Raw genomic sequence first — 16257 nt, 5'->3', positions numbered from 1 at the left:
CTTGAGTATGCAGGAGCCGGCTTGCCGGCGAAGGCGCCCCACGGGACTCAAGGGCCTCTTCGCCGGCAAGCCGGCTCCTGCGACAGCAGGGAATGGTGGGGAATCAGGCCTTGCGTTGCTGCTCGACCCACTGCCCGTAGGCGTTGATGAAGCCCTGCAGGAACGGCCGGGTTGCTTCGGACAGTTTGCCGGCCTCGTCGAATGCCGAGCCAGCGCCACCCAGGTAGGCCTCGGGCTGCTGCATGCAGGGCACATTGAGGAACACCAGGGACTGGCGCAGGTGGTGGTTGGCGCCAAAACCGCCAATGGCCCCCGGAGAAACGCTGATCACCGCCCCCGGCTTGCCGCTCCAGGCACTTTTACCGTAGGGCCGCGAGCCGACGTCGATGGCATTTTTCAGCGCCGCCGGTACCGAGCGGTTGTATTCCGGGGTAACGAACAGCACCGCGTCGGCGCCGCTGATCTGTTCGCGAAAACGGGTGTAGGCCGCCGGTGGCGTGGCATCGATGTCTTCGTTGTAGAGCGGCAGGTCACCGATCTCGACGATGTCCAGCTGGAGGCTGGCAGGCGCCAGCTCGGCCAGGGCCAGGGCGACCTTGCGGTTCAGGGACTGCTTTCTCAGGCTGCCGACCAGTACTGCGACCTTGTAGACATTGCTCATGGGAGTTTCCAACCGTTGGCGTAAAGAAGGTGTTAGTTATAGATGACCCGAGGTGATGTCTGCTACCCCACCCCGATAATTCCCAAGCCATGGCCTGTTGCCAGCGAGCCCGCGATAACGAGGCTGGCACCGGTAGCGGATTATTTTTTTCCCGGGGTAAAACTTCCCCTGGGGACACCGGGTCTACACCACCGAATTTGCGTGTTTTATCTCCAGAGGCTCTAAAGAATGGCAGCAGTACTTGTCGGACAATTCCATGCAAGAGATGCCGAGGGACGGGTGTACTCAGTGCACGAATTCCAGGAATCCATGCCCCCGGAGGACGGCGCGGCCGGATCGGAGCCCGTGACCACCTACCGCCTGGCCATCGGCGACCGGGTCAAGAAACTCGATGACAACCAGTTCCTGCTGGTGCAGTCGGATGTAACCATCGTGCGCGAGCCCGAGACCTATGTAGCTCAGTGATTCTTCGCGAGCATCATCGCCAGCTGTTGTGTCGCCATACTTGGGTTAGGATTCGTTGCTTGACCCCTCGACGGCTGGAGATGGACTTCAAGCATGCGTTTACGTCATATCGAAGTGATTCAGGCGCTCCTGCAAACCGCTCACCTGGGCACTGCCGCCGAACTGCTGCAACTTTCGGTGGCCGAGGTCGAGGCCCTGCTGCGCGACGCCGAGAGCCAATTGGGCTTCATGCTGTTCGCCAGTGTTCGCGGCCGTTTGCAGGCCACCCGTGAAGCCCGGGAGCTGCAGGGAGCCATCACCCGGGTGTATGACGCTTTCGAGCCCGTGCAGCGCCTGGCCGACAGCCTGAGGTTCCACCAGGCGCCACCGCTGCGCCTCGTCGGCATCCCGCCGCTGGTTCAGCAACTGCTACCCCAGTGCATCGCCGCCCTGCGCCGGCGCTTCGCCGACACCCCTTGCAGCCTGCTCGGCCAAAGCACCCGGGACATGGTCCACAGCCTGCTGCTGCGTGACTGCGATCTGGGCCTGAGCCTGCACGATCCGCAGCACCCGGACATCCACAGCCAGGCCCTGGCCCAGGGCAAGCTGTTTCTCCTGGCGCCCCACGGCTGGCTGCAACCCAAGCAGAAATACGTCGCCCTGCAGGATCTGGCCGGCCAGGCCATGGTCGGCCTGGAGGGCCAGGACCCGCTGAGCGTGATGCTCGCCAGCAAATTGCAGAACCTGCGCCCCAGCCCGGTGATCCAGACCCGGGTGCAGACCTATCAGATGATGCGCAGCCTGGTGGAAGCTGGCGAAGGTCTGGCCATCGTCGACCCCTTCACCGCCGTCGGCGCCCGCAGCGCCGGGCTCGATGTGTGCCCGCTGTCGCCCCCCATCAGCGTCACGCTGTACGCCTTGCGGCGCCACGGCAGCGACAGCTCGCCGCTGACCACTGCCCTGCTGGAGCTGCTCACGGAACAGGCCGAGGCCCTGCTGGCAGGTTAAAGCGCCGGCCCCTCCAGCTCATTGGCGAACAGCCGGTACCAGAAGATCGCCACCTCGGCGGTCTGCGGGTCGATACCGCGGTAACGCAGGTGGTCCACGCCCCCTACCACATAGCCGCATTGCTCGTAGAGGCGGCAGGCCCCCAGGTTGTTGTTCTGGGTTTCCAGCATCATCCCCGGCAGTTTTTTCCTGCGACTCCAGAACTGCGCCACATCCAGCAGCGCCCTGGCTACCCCGTGGCGCCGCGCCGGCGCATGCACCGCCAGCTCATCGATATGGGCGTAACCGTTCCAGTTGGTGCTGACCACCACATGGCCCACCGGCTGGTCGTCCAGATAGGCCATGAAGATCTCGCTGTCCGCGGCATTGCGGTAGCTGCTGAACTCCTCCGGGTCGATGCCATAGCATTTGCGATAGGGCACGATCCGTCGCAGGGCCCAGTCCGCCACCGGCACTTCGCGTTCGGCCACGGCATAGGCGCTGACCTCGAAGCTGAAGTCGCTGCCCCAGATATAAGCGGCAAAGCCCTCATCGGCGACTCGCACCGCCAGGCCCGGATAACGGGGATTCACAACAGGTTGCATGGCCGGGAAACTCCTCATGCCTTGATGCAATCGACGGTGTACTGGCGCCCGTCGCCCAGATCGTCATGCTGCAGCCCGTGCACATCGGCGACAAACCCCGGGAAGCTGCTGTCAAAGGCCCGGGCGAAGGCCAGGTAATCGATGATCGAACGGGTGGAATCGGTGAAACGCTCGCCCGGCATGATCAGCGGAATGCCCGGCGGATAGGGCACCAGCATCACCGCAGCGATACGCCCCTGCAACTGATCGATGGAAACCGCCTCGACCTCGCCCCGCACCAGATGGTCATAGGCATCGGCAGGCTTCATGGCCACCTCCGGCAGCACCGTGTACATGCGCTTGAGGTGCTTGGCCGTGGCGTTGCTGCGGTAGCAGGCGTGCAACTGGTCGCACAGGTCCTGCAGGCCCATGCCCTGGTAGCGCTGCGGGTCCTGCCCGGCCACGCTGGGCAGGCAGCTGGCCAGGCTGACATTGGCGTCGTAGTTGCGTTTGAACTCCAGCAGTTCGGTGAGCAGCGTGCTCCACTTGCCCTTGGTGATGCCCATGGAGAACAGCACCAGGAACGAATAGAGCCCGGTCTTTTCCACCACCAGCCCGCGCTCCCAGAGAAACTTGCTGACCACCGCCGCCGGGATCCCGTGCTCGCTCAGGGCGCCGCCCGCGGTCAGGCCGGGCATGACCAGGGTCACCTTGATCGGGTCCAGCAGCACATAGTCATCGGTGACCCCGGCAAAACCGTGCCACTCGCCCTCAGGTTCCAGCAGCCAGTCCTCGGTGCGCACCTGGTCGATGCCCTCGACCCGCTCCGGTTGCCACACCGAGAACCACCAGTCATCGGCGGCGATGTTCTGCCGCAGGTTGGCCAGGGCCCGGCGAAAGCTCAGGGCCTCGTCGAACATTTCCTGCAGCAGCGAGCGCCCTGCCGGCCCTTCCATCATCGCCGAAGCCACGTCCAGCGAGGCGATGATGCTGTACTGCGGCGAGGTGGAGATATGCATCATGAAGGCTTCGTTGAAGCGGTCGCGGTCCAGTTGCCGGGCGCCGCCATCCTGCACGTGAATCATCGAGGCCTGGCTGAAGGCCGCCAGCAGCTTGTGGGTGGAATGGGTGGTGAACACCAGCGGGCTGTCGGCGCTGCGGGACGTGCCCATGCCGTAGCGCCCGGCGAAGAACTCATGAAAGGCCGCATAGGCGTACCAGGCTTCGTCGAAGTGCAGCACCTCGACACTGTTGCCCAGGCTCTGCTTGATCAGCTCGGCGTTGTAGCACAGGCCGTCATAAGTGGAGTTGGTGACCACCGCCAGCTTGACCCTGGGCGGCCGGCCGCGGGTCAGCGGGCTGGCATCGATCTTGGCCTGGATCGACTCGGCGCTGAACTCGCTCAGGGGAATCGGCCCGATGATCCCCAGTTCGTTGCGCTCCGGGCACAGGTACAGGGGAATGGCCCCGGTCATGATGATCGAGTGCAGCACCGACTTGTGGCAGTTGCGGTCCACCAGCACCAGGTCATCGCGACCGACCATGGAATGCCAGACGATCTTGTTGGCGGTGGAGGTGCCATTGATCACGAAAAAGGTGTGATCGGCGCCAAAGTTGCGCGCGGCACGAGCCTCGGCTTCCGCCAGCGGGCCGGTGTGATCCAGCAGCGACCCCAGCTCCGGGACCGACACCGACAGGTCCGAACGCAAGGTGTTCTCGCCAAAGAACTGGTGAAACGCCTGCCCCACCGGGCTCTTGCGATAGGCCACGCCACCGCCGTGCCCCGGGGTGTGCCAGGAATAGTTGGAGTCGGCGGTGTGCTGTACCAGGGCCTTGAAGAACGGTGGCAGCAAGCCATCCAGGTAGCCCCGCGCGGCCCGGGCCACTTGCCGGGCCAGGAACGGCACCGTGTCCTCGAACAGGTAGAGAATGCCCCGCAGCTGGTTGAGTTCGCTCATGGCGTCGGCGGGGGCGTTTTCCAGGGTCACCTGCTCGCCCAGGGCAAAGATCGGCAGCAGCGGCGCACGTACCCGCGCCAGGCGGATCAGTTCCACCATGTTCTGCAACAGGTGCTTGTTTTCCCCGGCCCCTTCGGCGGCGATCAACATGCAGGCCAGGCCGTGATGGGTCGAAGCCACCAGCCGCCCTTCGGCATAGTCCACCGCAGAAAAGATGCTGAACCCGTCCTTTTCCAGTTCCCGGGCGATCCCCCTGACCCGGTCCCCCGCGACCGTATCGGCCTTGATGTCGCGATGCACGATCAGGATCGGAAACTGCAGGTCTTTATACATGGGGCTCAGTGTCCTGAAACGGCGGGCAGGCCCCGCCAATCAACTCAGGGTAGAAGCTGCGCACGCTTCGTGTCACCCCAGGCATGGGCTGGGTGTAACAAAACGTCGCTCTGGAACAATTGCCGGTCCATTCCCAGACACGCCCCAGTCACGCCTGTAGCCGCTGCTGAGCCTGCGAAGCTGCGAAAAGGACCGAAGGGCCTTGCCTGGCGATCTCCCGCCAGGCCCCTGCGGCCCTCAATATCGCGGCGCCTCCTACGGCGCCGTTAGCCGCCTGCGGCAGCGGCTACAGCAAAGGCTTACTGCTGGGTTTCGAGCAACTGGGTCCAGAGGGCCGGGGCGCCGGCGGACTTGGCGATGATTTCCAGGCGCACCTGGTGCTCGGCCAGTTCGGCCTCGCTGGCCTGGATGATCCGCCCGCGCGGGCGATCGGCCGGCAAGCGGCGGATTTCCGAAGCCTGGCCGGCCCCCTCGCCAGAGCCGTTGCCGTCCGAGGCATTGCCTGCCAGGGACAGGCTGGTCTGGCCACCGGTCATGGTCAGGTAGACGTCGGCCAGGATCTCCGAGTCGAGCAAGGCGCCGTGCAGTTCACGGCCGGAGTTGTCGACGCCGTAGCGTTTGCACAGGGCGTCGAGGCTGTTGCGCTGCCCCGGGTGCCGCTCGCGGGCCATCATCAGGGTGTCGAGGATGGTGCAGTGCTGGGTGATGTCGGCCCGTTCGTGCTGGCCCATCAAGGCGAATTCGTTGTTGATGAAGCCAACGTCGAACGCCGCGTTGTGGATGATCAGCTGCGCGCCCTGGATGAAGTCGAAGAACTCGTCGGCGACTTCGGCGAAACGCGGCTTGCCCACCAGGAATTCGTTGGTGATGCCGTGGACGCCGATGGCGCCCTCATCGCTCTCGCGATCCGGTTGCAGGTAAACGTGGAAGTGCCGGCCGGTCAGGCGCCGACCGATCAACTCGACGCAACCGATTTCAATGATCCGGTGGCCGTCGGTCACCGGCATGCCGGTGGTTTCGGTATCGAGTACAACAGATCTGTTGGCCATCAGGGGTCAGTTCTCAACGGTGGAAGTGTTTCAAAGCGCGGGATTTTAGCACGCTCTGGCGGCAGGACACCCATGGCGGATTCATCAGCCCCAGCCTGTGCAGTTTTTAACAATCCTTAGCAAAGCTGCTGCAGTTCGTTGCAACGCAAAGCGCTAGGGTGCCCGACGATATTTTCCGCCGGACCCAGCCCTGCCATGACCCCCAGCAAAACCCGACTGGCCTGCGTGCTCTGCGCCTGCCTGTTCGCCGACCTCGTCCAGGCCAGCGCCCTGGTGATCAGCACCGACATCAGCATGAGCCTGACCCTGAGCTCAACCGAGGGCAGCTCCAAAGCCAGCAGCTCATTCAAGGACGACAAACTTGTGCTCGCCGCCCAGAGCGATGCCGCGGCCTTCGTGGCCAGCGCCGGCGAGATCCGTGGCGCCCGGTTGGAAGCCGCCCTGATGCACATTCGCCAGGTGCTCGGCGCCCCGCCCTGTAGCGACCTGCAACTGGCCAGCGCCATGCTTGCGCTCTAAGCCCCCAGGCGCATCCGCAGCTAATTCATCGCGCGCCCCAGCCGTTCCTTTATGCGAACAAGGCTATTGCGTTACCGTGCGGCCTCACCCAGGCGCGCGGGTGCTGATACCCGGCGTTGCACTCACCCCACAGGAACCGCCCTCCCATGCTCAAGACTCGACAGATGCTCCCACTGCTGCTGGCCTTGGCCTGCATCAGTGGCTGCTCTTCCCTTGCGCACACCGACAGCGACAGCCGACAACGGCCGCTGATCGTTGCCCATCGCGGCGGCGCCGCGGACTTTCCCGAGAACACCCTGCTGGCCATCGACAACGCCCTGCGCAATAACGTCGACATGCTCTGGCTGACGGTGCAGCTCAGCCGCGATGGCGTACCGGTGCTGTACCGACCGGCCGACCTGAGCGCCAATACCCAGGCCACAGGCGCAGTCAACCAGCACACCCTGGCGCAGTTGCAGGCACTCAATGCCGGGTGGAATTTCAAGCAGACAGCAGCCGATGGCCAGGTGAGCTTTCCCTATCGCGCCCAGCCGGTGAGCCTGCCGTCGTTGCGTCAGGCGCTGATGGCGATCCCCGAGTGGGTGCCGGTGATTCTCGACATGAAGGCCCTGCCGGCTGCCCCCCAGGCCCAGGCCGTCGCCCGCTTGCTGGAACAGCTGCACGCCTGGAACCGGGTGCTGATCTATTCCACCGATGCCAGCTACCAGCAGGCTTTCGCGCCCTATCCCCAGGCCCGGCTGTTCGAATCCAGGGACAGTACCCGGGACCGGCTGGCCAGCGTCGCCCTCGCCCACCACTGCAACGCACCACCTGCACCCGGCAGTTGGGTGGCTTTCGAGTACCGGCGCCCGGTGCAACTGGTCGAGACCTTTACCCTGGGCGAGGCGCGCTCCCAGGTCGATGCCCGGCTGTGGACGCCCGCTGCGGTGGATTGCTTTCAGTCACGGGGCAAGGTGCGGATGCTGGCGATCGGCATCAATACGGCCGAGGACTACCAGGCGGCCACTTGCCTGAAGATGGATGCGGTGCTGGTGGATTCGCCCCGTGCGATGGGGGAAATGAAGCAGCGGCTCGAACGGCCGCTGCCTTGTCGCTGATTGGCCGCTCAGGGCATCAGGGCTGCTTGTAGCCGCGGACCTCGTCGACACCGCGGTTGGCCAACTGGTCGGCCCGCTCGTTGCCGTGATGGCCGGTGTGGCCGCGCACCCATTTCCAGGTGACGTTGTGGCGGTTGACCTGTTCGTCGAGCTGCTGCCACAGGTCGGCATTCTTCACCGGCTCCTTGGCGGCGGTCTTCCAGCCGCGCTTCTTCCAGTTGGCCATCCACTCGTTGATGCCCTTCATCACATACTGCGAGTCGGTGACCAGTTGCACATCGCACTGGCGCTTGAGCTCTTCCAGGCCGCGGATCGCCGCCATCAGCTCCATGCGGTTATTGGTGGTGTTGGCTTCGCCGCCCCAGAGCTCCTTTTCGACGCCCTTGCACACCAGCAGCGCGCCCCAGCCACCGGGGCCGGGATTGCCCTTGCAGGCACCGTCGGTAAAGATTTCTACGCTATCGCTCATCCACGCCTTCCATCAGAAAATTGCCATTGGCCCGCCGACCGCCATCGACCGGGCCCAGGGCCGGGCTACGCCGGCCGGGAGTGTATAAAAAGAGGGTTTCAACAGTTCATCAAGGCTCGCTGTTGCGGCGGTTGACCTTGGCCATGGGCAGCGGTACCAGCTTGCCCATCGGCTCGCGCCGCACCTGGCGCACCGGGCGCAGGCCCACGGCGATCTTGCGCGCCACCAACAGGTAGAAGCCGCCGCCGGACAGTTGCCAGTGCCCGGCCCTGCGCTCCCAGCCGGCCAGCCGCGCCTGCCATGCCGTTGAAGCAAGCGGCGGACGATAGCACCCGAAGCGGCGTTTCTCCAGCGCGAAGCCCAGCAGGTTGAGCCAGTCGCCGACCCGCGACGGGGAGATGCAGCGGGCCAGGCGCAACGCATCATGGGCGAACACATGGCGCAGGCCCCAGGTGCTCCAGGGGTTGATGCCGACAATCAGCAGATGCCCCCCAGGGCGCACGCTGCTGGCCGCCTCGCGCAGCAGGCCATGGGGCGACAGGCAGAAATCCAGGCCGTGCTGCAGCACCACCACATCGGCGGCGTGCTCGCTCAGGGGCCAGGCCTGCTCCTCGCAGACGATCTCCACCCCGGGCAAGGGCGCGCCGAGACGCACGTTGCGTTGCACCTGGGGCGCCGCCGGCGGGGTTTGCGCCGAGGGCCCGTAGTGCACCAGGTAGCCACCGAAGAAACGCCCCAGCTCCTCTTCGAGCATGCGCCGCTCTTCATCCAGCAGAAATTGCCCCAGGGGGCCGGACAGCCACTCCCGGGCCGCACTGATCAGGGCCAGCCAGTCGGGATCTGCCTGAGCGAAGGCTTTATCGGTCATTGCATTCTCCAACACGCCAAGAAGCTCTAAGATGCGCCATTGTTTTCCGCTTGGCGAATCCGAAGATGATACAGATCAGTGCCCTGCCCGCCTTCACCGATAACTACATCTGGTTGTTACAAGATCATCGCAGCCAGCGCTGCGCAGTCGTCGATCCGGGGGATGCGGCGCCGGTACTGGCCTGGCTGGAACAGCACCCGGGCTGGGTGCTCAGCGACATCCTGATCACCCACCATCACCACGATCACGTCGGCGGCGTCGAACGCCTCAAGCAGCACAGCGCGGCCACGGTCTATGGCCCGGCCCGGGAAAAGATCCCGGCCCGCGACATCGGCCTCGAAGACAACCAGCGGGTCAGCATCCTCGGCTGGGAGTTCGAGGTGTTCGCCGTGCCCGGCCACACCCTGGGGCATATCGCCTACTACCACCATGGCCTGCTGTTCTGTGGCGATACCCTGTTCGCGGCCGGTTGTGGCCGGCTGTTCGAGGGCACCCCGGAGCAGATGCACCACTCCCTCGGCCGCCTCGCCGCGCTGCCGGAAGACACCCTGATCTACTGCACCCACGAATACACCCTGAGCAACCTGCGCTTTGCCCAGGCGGTGGAACCGGCCAACCCGGACATCGCCGAACGCCTGGCGAAGGTCACGCAGATGCGTGAGCAAGGGCGCATGACCCTGCCCTCGACCCTGGCCCTGGAGAAATTGACCAACCCGTTCCTGCGTACCGGTGAAACATCCGTTAAACAAAAAGCGGACGAACGGAATGGCCAGGATAACCAGTCGCAGAGTGCGGTCTTTGCGGCTCTGAGGGCTTGGAAAGATAAGTTCTAAGCAGGCTATCGATTGGTACAAAAATTCTGAATGGTTGACCGCACCCCGGGTGCTTTCTAGAATCGCCCGACATTTTTGCCCGGAACTTACTTCCAGCCAATGTCGTCATCTATTCGTTATTCCATCAGTTCAGACGCATTGACGCGCTTGGCCCAGGCCATCGCGGTAGCTGTGTCAGCGACTCTTGCGGGCTGCCAAAGCACCGGCCATGCCCCGCAGAGCGACGCGACACACACACAGAATTTCAACGCCCGCATCAAGCAGAAACCCATCTGGCTGAGCAACCAGCCCAGCCCGCAAGTACCCCAGGACGTCTGGGAACGCATGCGCCAGGGGTTCCAATTGCAAGAAGGCCTGGGCGTCAACCCGCGTATTGAACAGCAGCGCCTGTGGTTCGCCAGCAACCCTTCCTTCCTGGAAAATGCCGGCGAGCGCGGCAGCCTTTATATCCACTACATCGTCGAGCGTCTCGAAGAGCGCAACATGCCGCTGGAACTGGCCCTGCTGCCGGTCATCGAAAGCGCCTACAACCCCCTGGCCTATTCCCGGGCCGATGCGGTGGGGCTGTGGCAGTTCGTCCCGGCCACCGGGCGCTACTTCAACCTGCGCCAGACCCGCTTCTACGATGGCCGCCGCGACATCACCGCGTCCACCACCGCGGCCATGGACTACCTGAGCCGCCTGCACGACATGTTCAACGGCGACTGGCTGCTGGCACTGGCCGCCTACAACGCCGGTGAAGGCACGGTGAGCCGGGCCATCGAGCGCAATGAAAAGCTCGGCCTGCCCACCGACTACTGGAACCTGCCGCTGCCGGCCGAGACTCAGGCCTATGTGCCCAAGCTGCTGGCCCTGTCCCAGGTGGTGCTGGCCCCACAGGCCTACGGCGTGAACCTCAACCCGATCGCCAACGAACCCTACTTCCAGGTGGTGGAGATCAACCAGCGCATGGACCTGTCCAAGGTCGCGGCGGTGGCCAACATCGACGAGGACGAGCTGTTCCAGCTCAACCCGGCGTTCAAGCAGCGCACCACCATCGACGGCCCCCAGCACCTGCTGGTGCCGACTTCCAAGGCACAGTTGCTGACCACCAGCCTGTCCACCATGAAACCCGAAGAACTGATCAGCAAGCGCTCCCTCAAACCGGTCTTCGACCGCGACGAAGGGCGTGATTCGCTGCGGGCCAAGCGCATCTACCGGGTCAAGAATGGCGACAACCTGACCCTCATTGCCAAGGCCAACAAGGTCAACGTCCAGGACCTGCAGCGCTGGAACAAGCTCAGCGGCAAGAACCTCAAGGTCGGCCAGACGCTGGTGATGCAGGACACCCGCAAGGTGGCCAGCAAGAAAACCAGCCTGGCCAGCAACAAGAAGAAGTCGACTCAGTACAAGGTCAAGCAGGGCGACTCGCTGTACATGGTGGCCAAGCGCTTCAATGTCGAGATGCAGCACCTCAAGCGCTGGAACCCCCGCGCGGCCCAGGCCCTCAAGCCCGGCCAGATGCTGACGGTGTACCTGCCGCACTGAAATCTGCCCTGTAGGAGCCGGCTTGCCGGCGAACAGCCTTCGCCGGCAAGCCGGCTCCTACAGGAAATTTCAATTGCACGAAGCGCGCGCCAGCGAGCTTTTTCCTGCTGATACAAGCTGTTACTGTACGGAGCACAAAGCCCAAGCCGCCTGGATCGGATCTCTGTCTCGATGCGTCCCCTGCTCCTGCTCTTCATCAGCCTGGCCTTGAGCTTTCCCGCAAGCGCGACGATCACCGAAAGTCACGGTTACGCGCAGTTTGGCACGCTCAAATACCCGGCAAAGTTCACCCATTTCGATTGGGTCAACCCCGCTGCGCCCAAAGGCGGCACCTTGCGGGTCATGGCCTTTGGCACCTTCGACACCCTCAACCCCTACACCTTCAAGGGCACCAGCCCGGTCGCCACGCCGAATTTCCTGCAATACGGGGTCAACGAGCTCAACGAACCCTTGATGGTGGGCACCGGCCTGTATGCGCCTTCCGGTGATGAGCCGACTTCCAGCTACGGCCTGATCGCCCGCTCGGTGGAATACGCCGAGGACCGCAGCTGGGTGGTGTTCAACCTGCGCCCCGAAGCACGCTTTCACGATGGCAAGCCGATCACCGCCTACGATGTGGCGTTCTCCTATCGCCTGTTGCTCAAGGAAGGCCACCCGCAATACCGCACCAACCTGCAGGAAGTGCAGCGGGTGGATATCCTCGGCCCGCAGCGCATCCGCTTCGTGTTCAAGCGTGCCGGCAACCCCTTGCTGATCCTGCGCCTGGGCGAACTGCCGGTGCTGCCTCAGCATTACTGGAAGGATCGCGACTTCAAGGCCACCACCTTCACCCCGCCCCTGGGCAGCGGCCCGTACCGCATCACCCAGGTACAGCCCGGGCGCCAGCTGGTGTTCGAACGGGTCAAGGACTACTGGGGCAAGGACCTGCCAGTCAACCGCGGCTTCAACAACTTCGACCGGGTCGAAGTGGAGTTCTACCGGGACAGCGACGTGGCCTTCGAAGCCTTCAAGGCCGGCGAGTTCGACATCTATATCGAGCACCAGGCCAAGAACTGGGCCAACGGCTACAACTTCCCGGCGGTCAACCGCGGTGAGGTGATCAAGGCCCAGGTGGCGCACCAGATCCCGACCCAGACCCAGGGCCTGTTCATGAACACCCGCCGTACCACTTTCGCCGACGTGCGGGTGCGCGAGGCGCTGGGCATGATGTTCGACTTCGAGTGGACCAACCGCACCCTGTTCAGCGGCGCCTACCAGCGCGCCCTGAGCTACTACCCCAACAGCGAGTTCTCCGCCACCGGGGTACCGCAGGGCCATGAATGGCTGCTGCTCTCGCCCTACCGCGAGCAACTACCCGCCAGCCTGTTCAGCCAGGCCTTCAGCCTGCCGCGCACCGACGGCCGCGGCATCCCTCGTGACACCCTGCGCAAGGCCCTGGGGCTGCTCGGCGAGGCGGGCTGGAAGCTCAATGGCCAGCGCCTGCAGAACAGTGCCGGGCAACCGCTGCGCTTCGAACTGATGCTGGTCAACCCCAACCTGGAACGGATTCTCCAGCCCTACGTGGAGAACCTCGCGAGCATCGGCATCGACGCCCGCCTGCGCACCGTGGACCGGGCGCAATACAAGCAGCGCCTGGACCAGTTCGACTACGACATGATCCTCATGACCCTCAACCAGACCCTGAGCCCGGGCCTGGAGCAATGGCAGTACTTCCACTCCAGCCAGGTCTCGGTCAAGGGCAGCAAGAACTACGCAGGCATCAACAACCCGGTGGTCGATCACCTGCTGGAACAGCTGCTGGCCGCCCAGACCCGCGACGACCAACTGGCCGCGGGCCGGGCCCTGGATCGGGTGCTGCTGTGGCAGCACTACATGATTCCCAACTGGTACCTCAACTATCACCGCCTGGCCTACCGTAACCGGTTCGCCTTCGTCACCACGCCGCCCTACACCCTGGGCCTCGGCGCCTGGTGGCTGAAGTCCATGGAGAACGCCCAATGATGCCCCTGCGTGCCCTGCTCCTGCGCACCAGCGGCCTGTTGTTCAGCGCCATCGCCTGCTATGCCCAGGCTGCGCCGCAACACGCCGTGACCCTGTACAACGAAGCGCCGAAATACCCGGCGAACTTCCAGCACTTCGACTTCGTCAATCCCGACGCGCCCAAGGGCGGCACCTTCCGCATGGCCGGCTTCGGCAGCTTCGACAGCCTCAACCCGTTCATCAGCAAGGGCGTGCCGGAGCTAAACATCGGCCTGGTCTACGACACCCTGATGGCCCAGAGCCTGGATGAGCCGTTCACCGAGTACGGCCTGGTGGCCAGCAAGATCGAGAAGGCCCCGGACAACAGCTGGGTGCGCTTCTATCTGCGCCCCGAGGCGCGCTTCAACGACGGCCAGCCGATCCACGCCGAAGACGTGGTGTTCAGCTTCCAGACCCTGATGAGCGCCGGCTCGCCGCTGTACCGCGGCTACTACGCTGACGTCGACCAGGTGATCGCCGAAGACCCGCAGCGGGTGCTGTTCAAGTTCAAGCACACCAACAACCGCGAGCTGCCGCTGATCCTCGGCCAGCTGACGATCCTGCCCAAGCACTGGTGGCAAAGCCGCGACTTTGCCAAGAGCAACCTGGAGATTCCCCTGGGCAGCGGCCCTTACAAGGTCACCGAGGTCAAGGCCGGGCGCTCGATCCGCTACGAGCGGGTCAAGGACTATTGGGCCAAGGACCTGCCGCTCAACCGCGGCTTCTACAATTTCGACGTGATCACCAGCGACTACTACCGCGACAACACCGTGGCCCTGGAAGCGCTCAAGGCCGGCCAGTTCGACTACTGGCTGGAAATGAGCGCGAAGAACTGGGCCAACGCCTACAACATTCCGGCCGTGGCCCAGGGCCGCCTGATCAAGGAGCAGATCGCCAACGGCAACCCCACCGGCATGCAGGGTTTTGTCTTCAACACCCGCAGGCCGATGTTCCAGGACGTGCGAGTGCGTCACGCGCTGAGCCTGCTGCTGGACTTCGAGTGGAGCAACAAGCAGCTGTTCAACGGTGCCTACACCCGCACCCGCAGCTACTTCGAGAACTCGGAAATGGCCGCCACCGGCCTGCCGGGGCCCGAGGAACTGGCCATCCTCGAACCGCTGCGGGGCAAGATCCCCCCGCAGGTATTCGACCAGGCCTTCTCCCCTTCGGTGTGCGACGGCAGCGGGATGATCCGCGCCCAGCAGCGCCAGGCCTACCAGCTGTTGCAGGAAGCCGGCTGGCGCATCGTCGACGACAAGATGGTCGACGCCCAGGGCAAGCCGGTGGTGATCGAGTTCCTGCTGGCCCAGACCGAGTTCGAGCGCGTACTGCTGCCGTTCAAGCGCAACCTGGCCGACCTGGGCATCGACCTGGTGATCCGCCGGGTCGACGTGTCCCAGTACATCACCCGGGTGCGCTCGCGGGACTTCGACATGATCGTCGGCAGCTTCCCCCAGTCCAACTCCCCGGGTAACGAGCAGCGCGAGTTCTGGATGTCCTCCAGTGCCGACAAGCCCGGCAGCCGCAACTACATCGGCCTCAAGGACCCGGCCATCGACAGCCTGGTGGAAAACCTGATCAACGCCGATTCCCGCGCCAGCCTGGTGGCCCACGCCAAGGCCCTGGACCGGGTCCTGCAATGGGGCTACTACGTGATTCCCAACTGGCACATCAAGACCTGGCGCGTGGCCTACTGGGACCATATCGGCCACCCCAAGGTCGCGCCCAAGTACGACATCGGCGTCAACACCTGGTGGATCAAGCCCGGTGCCAAGCCGGCCGTTGAACCGACCCCGGACAACCAGGCGGCCCCGGCCGAAGCGGTGTACTGACCATGCTGGCCTATATCTTTCGCCGCCTGCTGCTGATCATCCCCACGCTGCTGGGCATCCTGCTGATCAACTTCGTGATCATCCAGGCCGCACCCGGCGGCCCGGTGGAGCAGATGATCGCCAAGCTCGAAGGCTTCGACGGCGCCACCAGCCGCATCGCCGGCGGCGGCGCCGAAGTCTCGGTGGCCGGTTCCAGCTACCGCGGCGCCCAGGGCCTGGACCCGGCGCTGATCAAGGAAATCGAGCACATGTACGGCTTCGACAAGTCGGCGCCGGAACGCCTGTGGATCATGATCAAGAACTACGCCACCCTGGATTTCGGCAACAGCTTCTTCCGTGACGCCAAGGTGGTGGACCTGATCAAGGAGAAGATGCCGGTGTCCATCTCCCTCGGGTTGTGGAGCACCCTGATCATGTACCTGGTGTCGATCCCCCTGGGGATCGCCAAGGCCACCCGCCACGGCAGCCACTTCGATGTCTGGACCAGTTCGGCGATCATCGTCGGCTACGCGATCCCGGCCTTCCTGTTCGCCATCCTGCTGATCGTGGTGTTCGCCGGCGGCAGCTATTTCAACTGGTTCCCCCTGCGCGGCCTGACCTCCAACGACTTCGACCAGCTGAGCTGGGGCGGCAAGATCCTCGACTACTTCTGGCACCTGGCGCTGCCGGTCACCGCCCTGGTGATCGGCCACTTCGCCACCATGACCCTGCTGACCAAGAACAGCTTCCTCGACGAGATCAACAAGCAGTACGTGGTCACCGCCAAGGCCAAGGGCCTGACCCAGCGCCGGGTGCTCTACGGCCATGTGTTCCGCAACGCCATGCTGCTGGTGATCGCCGGCTTCCCCTCGGCCTTCATCGGCATCTTCTTCACCGGCTCCCTGCTGGTGGAAGTGATCTTCTCCCTCGACGGCCTGGGCCTGATGAGCTTCGAGGCAGCGATCAACCGCGACTACCCGGTGGTGTTCGGCACCCTGTTCATCTTCACCCTGCTGGGGCTGGTGGTGAAACTGATCGGCGACCTGACCTACACCCTGGTCGACCCTCGCATCGACTTCGACAGCCGGGAGCATTGAG

Annotated in this window: 15 protein-coding genes; 9 read left to right on the top strand and 6 right to left on the bottom strand. The window is 64.2% G+C overall.

The genetic code is table 11. The features are described 5' to 3' along the window. Nucleotides 1-103: 103 nt before the first annotated feature. The gene (locus tag M2395_RS04465; RefSeq protein ID WP_011061571.1) at nucleotides 104-661 is read right to left on the bottom strand and encodes an NADPH-dependent FMN reductase; all 558 of its coding nucleotides are present in this window, start codon (nucleotides 659-661) and stop codon (nucleotides 104-106) included. Between the two features lie 228 nt (nucleotides 662-889). On the opposite strand from M2395_RS04465, the gene M2395_RS04460 reads away from it, so the two are divergent. Both M2395_RS04460 and M2395_RS04455 read left to right on the top strand, forming a co-directional pair. Beyond that, a complete protein-coding gene (locus tag M2395_RS04460) occupies nucleotides 890-1126 on the top strand; it encodes a hypothetical protein (RefSeq protein WP_011061572.1) in 237 nt (78 codons plus the stop codon). A 93-nt stretch (nucleotides 1127-1219) separates the two neighbouring features. Continuing rightward, nucleotides 1220-2113: a LysR family transcriptional regulator gene (locus M2395_RS04455; RefSeq protein WP_123430688.1), complete on the top strand. Its 894-nt coding sequence runs from the start codon at nucleotides 1220-1222 to the stop codon at nucleotides 2111-2113. Here M2395_RS04455 and M2395_RS04450 read toward each other — a convergent pair. From M2395_RS04450 to dnaQ, 3 genes are all read right to left on the bottom strand, one after another. Further along, complete coding sequence (locus tag M2395_RS04450) at nucleotides 2110-2697, bottom strand: GNAT family N-acetyltransferase (protein WP_015635812.1); 588 nt, start codon at nucleotides 2695-2697, stop codon at nucleotides 2110-2112. The genes M2395_RS04455 and M2395_RS04450 overlap by 4 nt on opposite strands. A 14-nt stretch (nucleotides 2698-2711) precedes the next feature. Beyond that, nucleotides 2712-4967 carry an arginine/lysine/ornithine decarboxylase gene (locus M2395_RS04445; protein WP_015635813.1) on the bottom strand — a complete coding sequence of 752 codons (2256 nt, stop codon included), beginning with the start codon at nucleotides 4965-4967 and terminating at the stop codon, nucleotides 2712-2714. 299 nt (nucleotides 4968-5266) lie between these two features. Beyond that, entirely contained in the window at nucleotides 5267-6016 is a 750-nt protein-coding gene (gene dnaQ, locus M2395_RS04440; protein ID WP_015635815.1) for a DNA polymerase III subunit epsilon, read from the bottom strand. Nucleotides 6017-6211: 195 nt separating this feature from the next. Between dnaQ and M2395_RS04435 the strand changes: the two genes are divergently transcribed. Beyond that, nucleotides 6212-6535 (top strand): DUF2388 domain-containing protein, encoded by a 324-nt coding sequence (locus M2395_RS04435; protein WP_077934210.1) that lies wholly within the window; start codon nucleotides 6212-6214, stop codon nucleotides 6533-6535. Nucleotides 6536-6681: 146 nt separating this feature from the next. Further along, nucleotides 6682-7632, top strand: a complete 951-nt coding sequence (locus M2395_RS04430) for a glycerophosphodiester phosphodiesterase family protein (protein ID WP_123430687.1) — start codon at nucleotides 6682-6684, stop codon at nucleotides 7630-7632. Nucleotides 7633-7648: 16 nt separating this feature from the next. Here the strand turns inward: M2395_RS04430 and rnhA are convergent, their stop codons facing one another. Beyond that, nucleotides 7649-8101 carry a ribonuclease HI gene (rnhA, locus tag M2395_RS04425; RefSeq protein ID WP_011061579.1) on the bottom strand — a complete coding sequence of 151 codons (453 nt, stop codon included), beginning with the start codon at nucleotides 8099-8101 and terminating at the stop codon, nucleotides 7649-7651. A gap of 109 nt (nucleotides 8102-8210) precedes the next feature. Next, nucleotides 8211-8969, bottom strand: coding sequence for a methyltransferase domain-containing protein (locus tag M2395_RS04420; protein ID WP_015635818.1), 759 nt, complete (start codon nucleotides 8967-8969; stop codon nucleotides 8211-8213). Between the two features lie 65 nt (nucleotides 8970-9034). Between M2395_RS04420 and gloB the strand changes: the two genes are divergently transcribed. From gloB to M2395_RS04395, 5 genes are all read left to right on the top strand, one after another. Continuing rightward, a complete protein-coding gene (gloB, locus tag M2395_RS04415) occupies nucleotides 9035-9802 on the top strand; it encodes a hydroxyacylglutathione hydrolase (RefSeq protein WP_123430686.1) in 768 nt (255 codons plus the stop codon). A gap of 99 nt (nucleotides 9803-9901) precedes the next feature. Then, complete coding sequence (locus M2395_RS04410; RefSeq protein ID WP_015635820.1) at nucleotides 9902-11329, top strand: LysM peptidoglycan-binding domain-containing protein; 1428 nt, start codon at nucleotides 9902-9904, stop codon at nucleotides 11327-11329. A gap of 171 nt (nucleotides 11330-11500) precedes the next feature. Beyond that, the gene (locus tag M2395_RS04405) at nucleotides 11501-13330 is read left to right on the top strand and encodes an extracellular solute-binding protein (RefSeq protein WP_123430685.1); all 1830 of its coding nucleotides are present in this window, start codon (nucleotides 11501-11503) and stop codon (nucleotides 13328-13330) included. Beyond that, the gene (locus tag M2395_RS04400) at nucleotides 13327-15180 is read left to right on the top strand and encodes an extracellular solute-binding protein (RefSeq protein ID WP_123430684.1); all 1854 of its coding nucleotides are present in this window, start codon (nucleotides 13327-13329) and stop codon (nucleotides 15178-15180) included. Before M2395_RS04405 ends, M2395_RS04400 begins: the two co-directional genes overlap by 4 nt. Before the next feature lie 2 nt (nucleotides 15181-15182). Beyond that, entirely contained in the window at nucleotides 15183-16256 is a 1074-nt protein-coding gene (locus M2395_RS04395; protein ID WP_011061585.1) for a microcin C ABC transporter permease YejB, read from the top strand. The last annotated feature ends 1 nt before the right edge of the window (nucleotide 16257 follow it).

The organism is Pseudomonas sp. BIGb0176, from assembly GCF_024810175.1.
GTDB classification, from domain to species: Bacteria; Pseudomonadota; Gammaproteobacteria; order Pseudomonadales; family Pseudomonadaceae; genus Aquipseudomonas; species Aquipseudomonas protegens.
This window is presented reverse-complemented; position numbering and strand designations above follow the sequence as displayed.

Bases quoted from the DNA above. Each gene is read 5' to 3' on its own strand.
- M2395_RS04465 (WP_011061571.1), bottom strand. From the start codon at position 661: ATGAGCAATGTCTACAAGGTCGCAGTACTGGTCGGCAGCCTGAGAAAG.
- M2395_RS04395 (WP_011061585.1), top strand. From the start codon at position 15,183: ATGCTGGCCTATATCTTTCGCCGCCTGCTGCTGATCATCCCCACGCTG.
- M2395_RS04430 (WP_123430687.1), top strand. From the start codon at position 6,682: ATGCTCAAGACTCGACAGATGCTCCCACTGCTGCTGGCCTTGGCCTGC.
- M2395_RS04410 (WP_015635820.1), top strand. From the start codon at position 9,902: ATGTCGTCATCTATTCGTTATTCCATCAGTTCAGACGCATTGACGCGC.
- dnaQ (WP_015635815.1), bottom strand. From the start codon at position 6,016: ATGGCCAACAGATCTGTTGTACTCGATACCGAAACCACCGGCATGCCG.
- M2395_RS04435 (WP_077934210.1), top strand. From the start codon at position 6,212: ATGACCCCCAGCAAAACCCGACTGGCCTGCGTGCTCTGCGCCTGCCTG.
- M2395_RS04420 (WP_015635818.1), bottom strand. From the start codon at position 8,969: ATGACCGATAAAGCCTTCGCTCAGGCAGATCCCGACTGGCTGGCCCTG.
- M2395_RS04450 (WP_015635812.1), bottom strand. From the start codon at position 2,697: ATGCAACCTGTTGTGAATCCCCGTTATCCGGGCCTGGCGGTGCGAGTC.
- rnhA (WP_011061579.1), bottom strand. From the start codon at position 8,101: ATGAGCGATAGCGTAGAAATCTTTACCGACGGTGCCTGCAAGGGCAAT.
- M2395_RS04445 (WP_015635813.1), bottom strand. From the start codon at position 4,967: ATGTATAAAGACCTGCAGTTTCCGATCCTGATCGTGCATCGCGACATC.
- M2395_RS04460 (WP_011061572.1), top strand. From the start codon at position 890: ATGGCAGCAGTACTTGTCGGACAATTCCATGCAAGAGATGCCGAGGGA.
- M2395_RS04455 (WP_123430688.1), top strand. From the start codon at position 1,220: ATGCGTTTACGTCATATCGAAGTGATTCAGGCGCTCCTGCAAACCGCT.
- M2395_RS04400 (WP_123430684.1), top strand. From the start codon at position 13,327: ATGATGCCCCTGCGTGCCCTGCTCCTGCGCACCAGCGGCCTGTTGTTC.
- M2395_RS04405 (WP_123430685.1), top strand. From the start codon at position 11,501: ATGCGTCCCCTGCTCCTGCTCTTCATCAGCCTGGCCTTGAGCTTTCCC.
- gloB (WP_123430686.1), top strand. From the start codon at position 9,035: ATGATACAGATCAGTGCCCTGCCCGCCTTCACCGATAACTACATCTGG.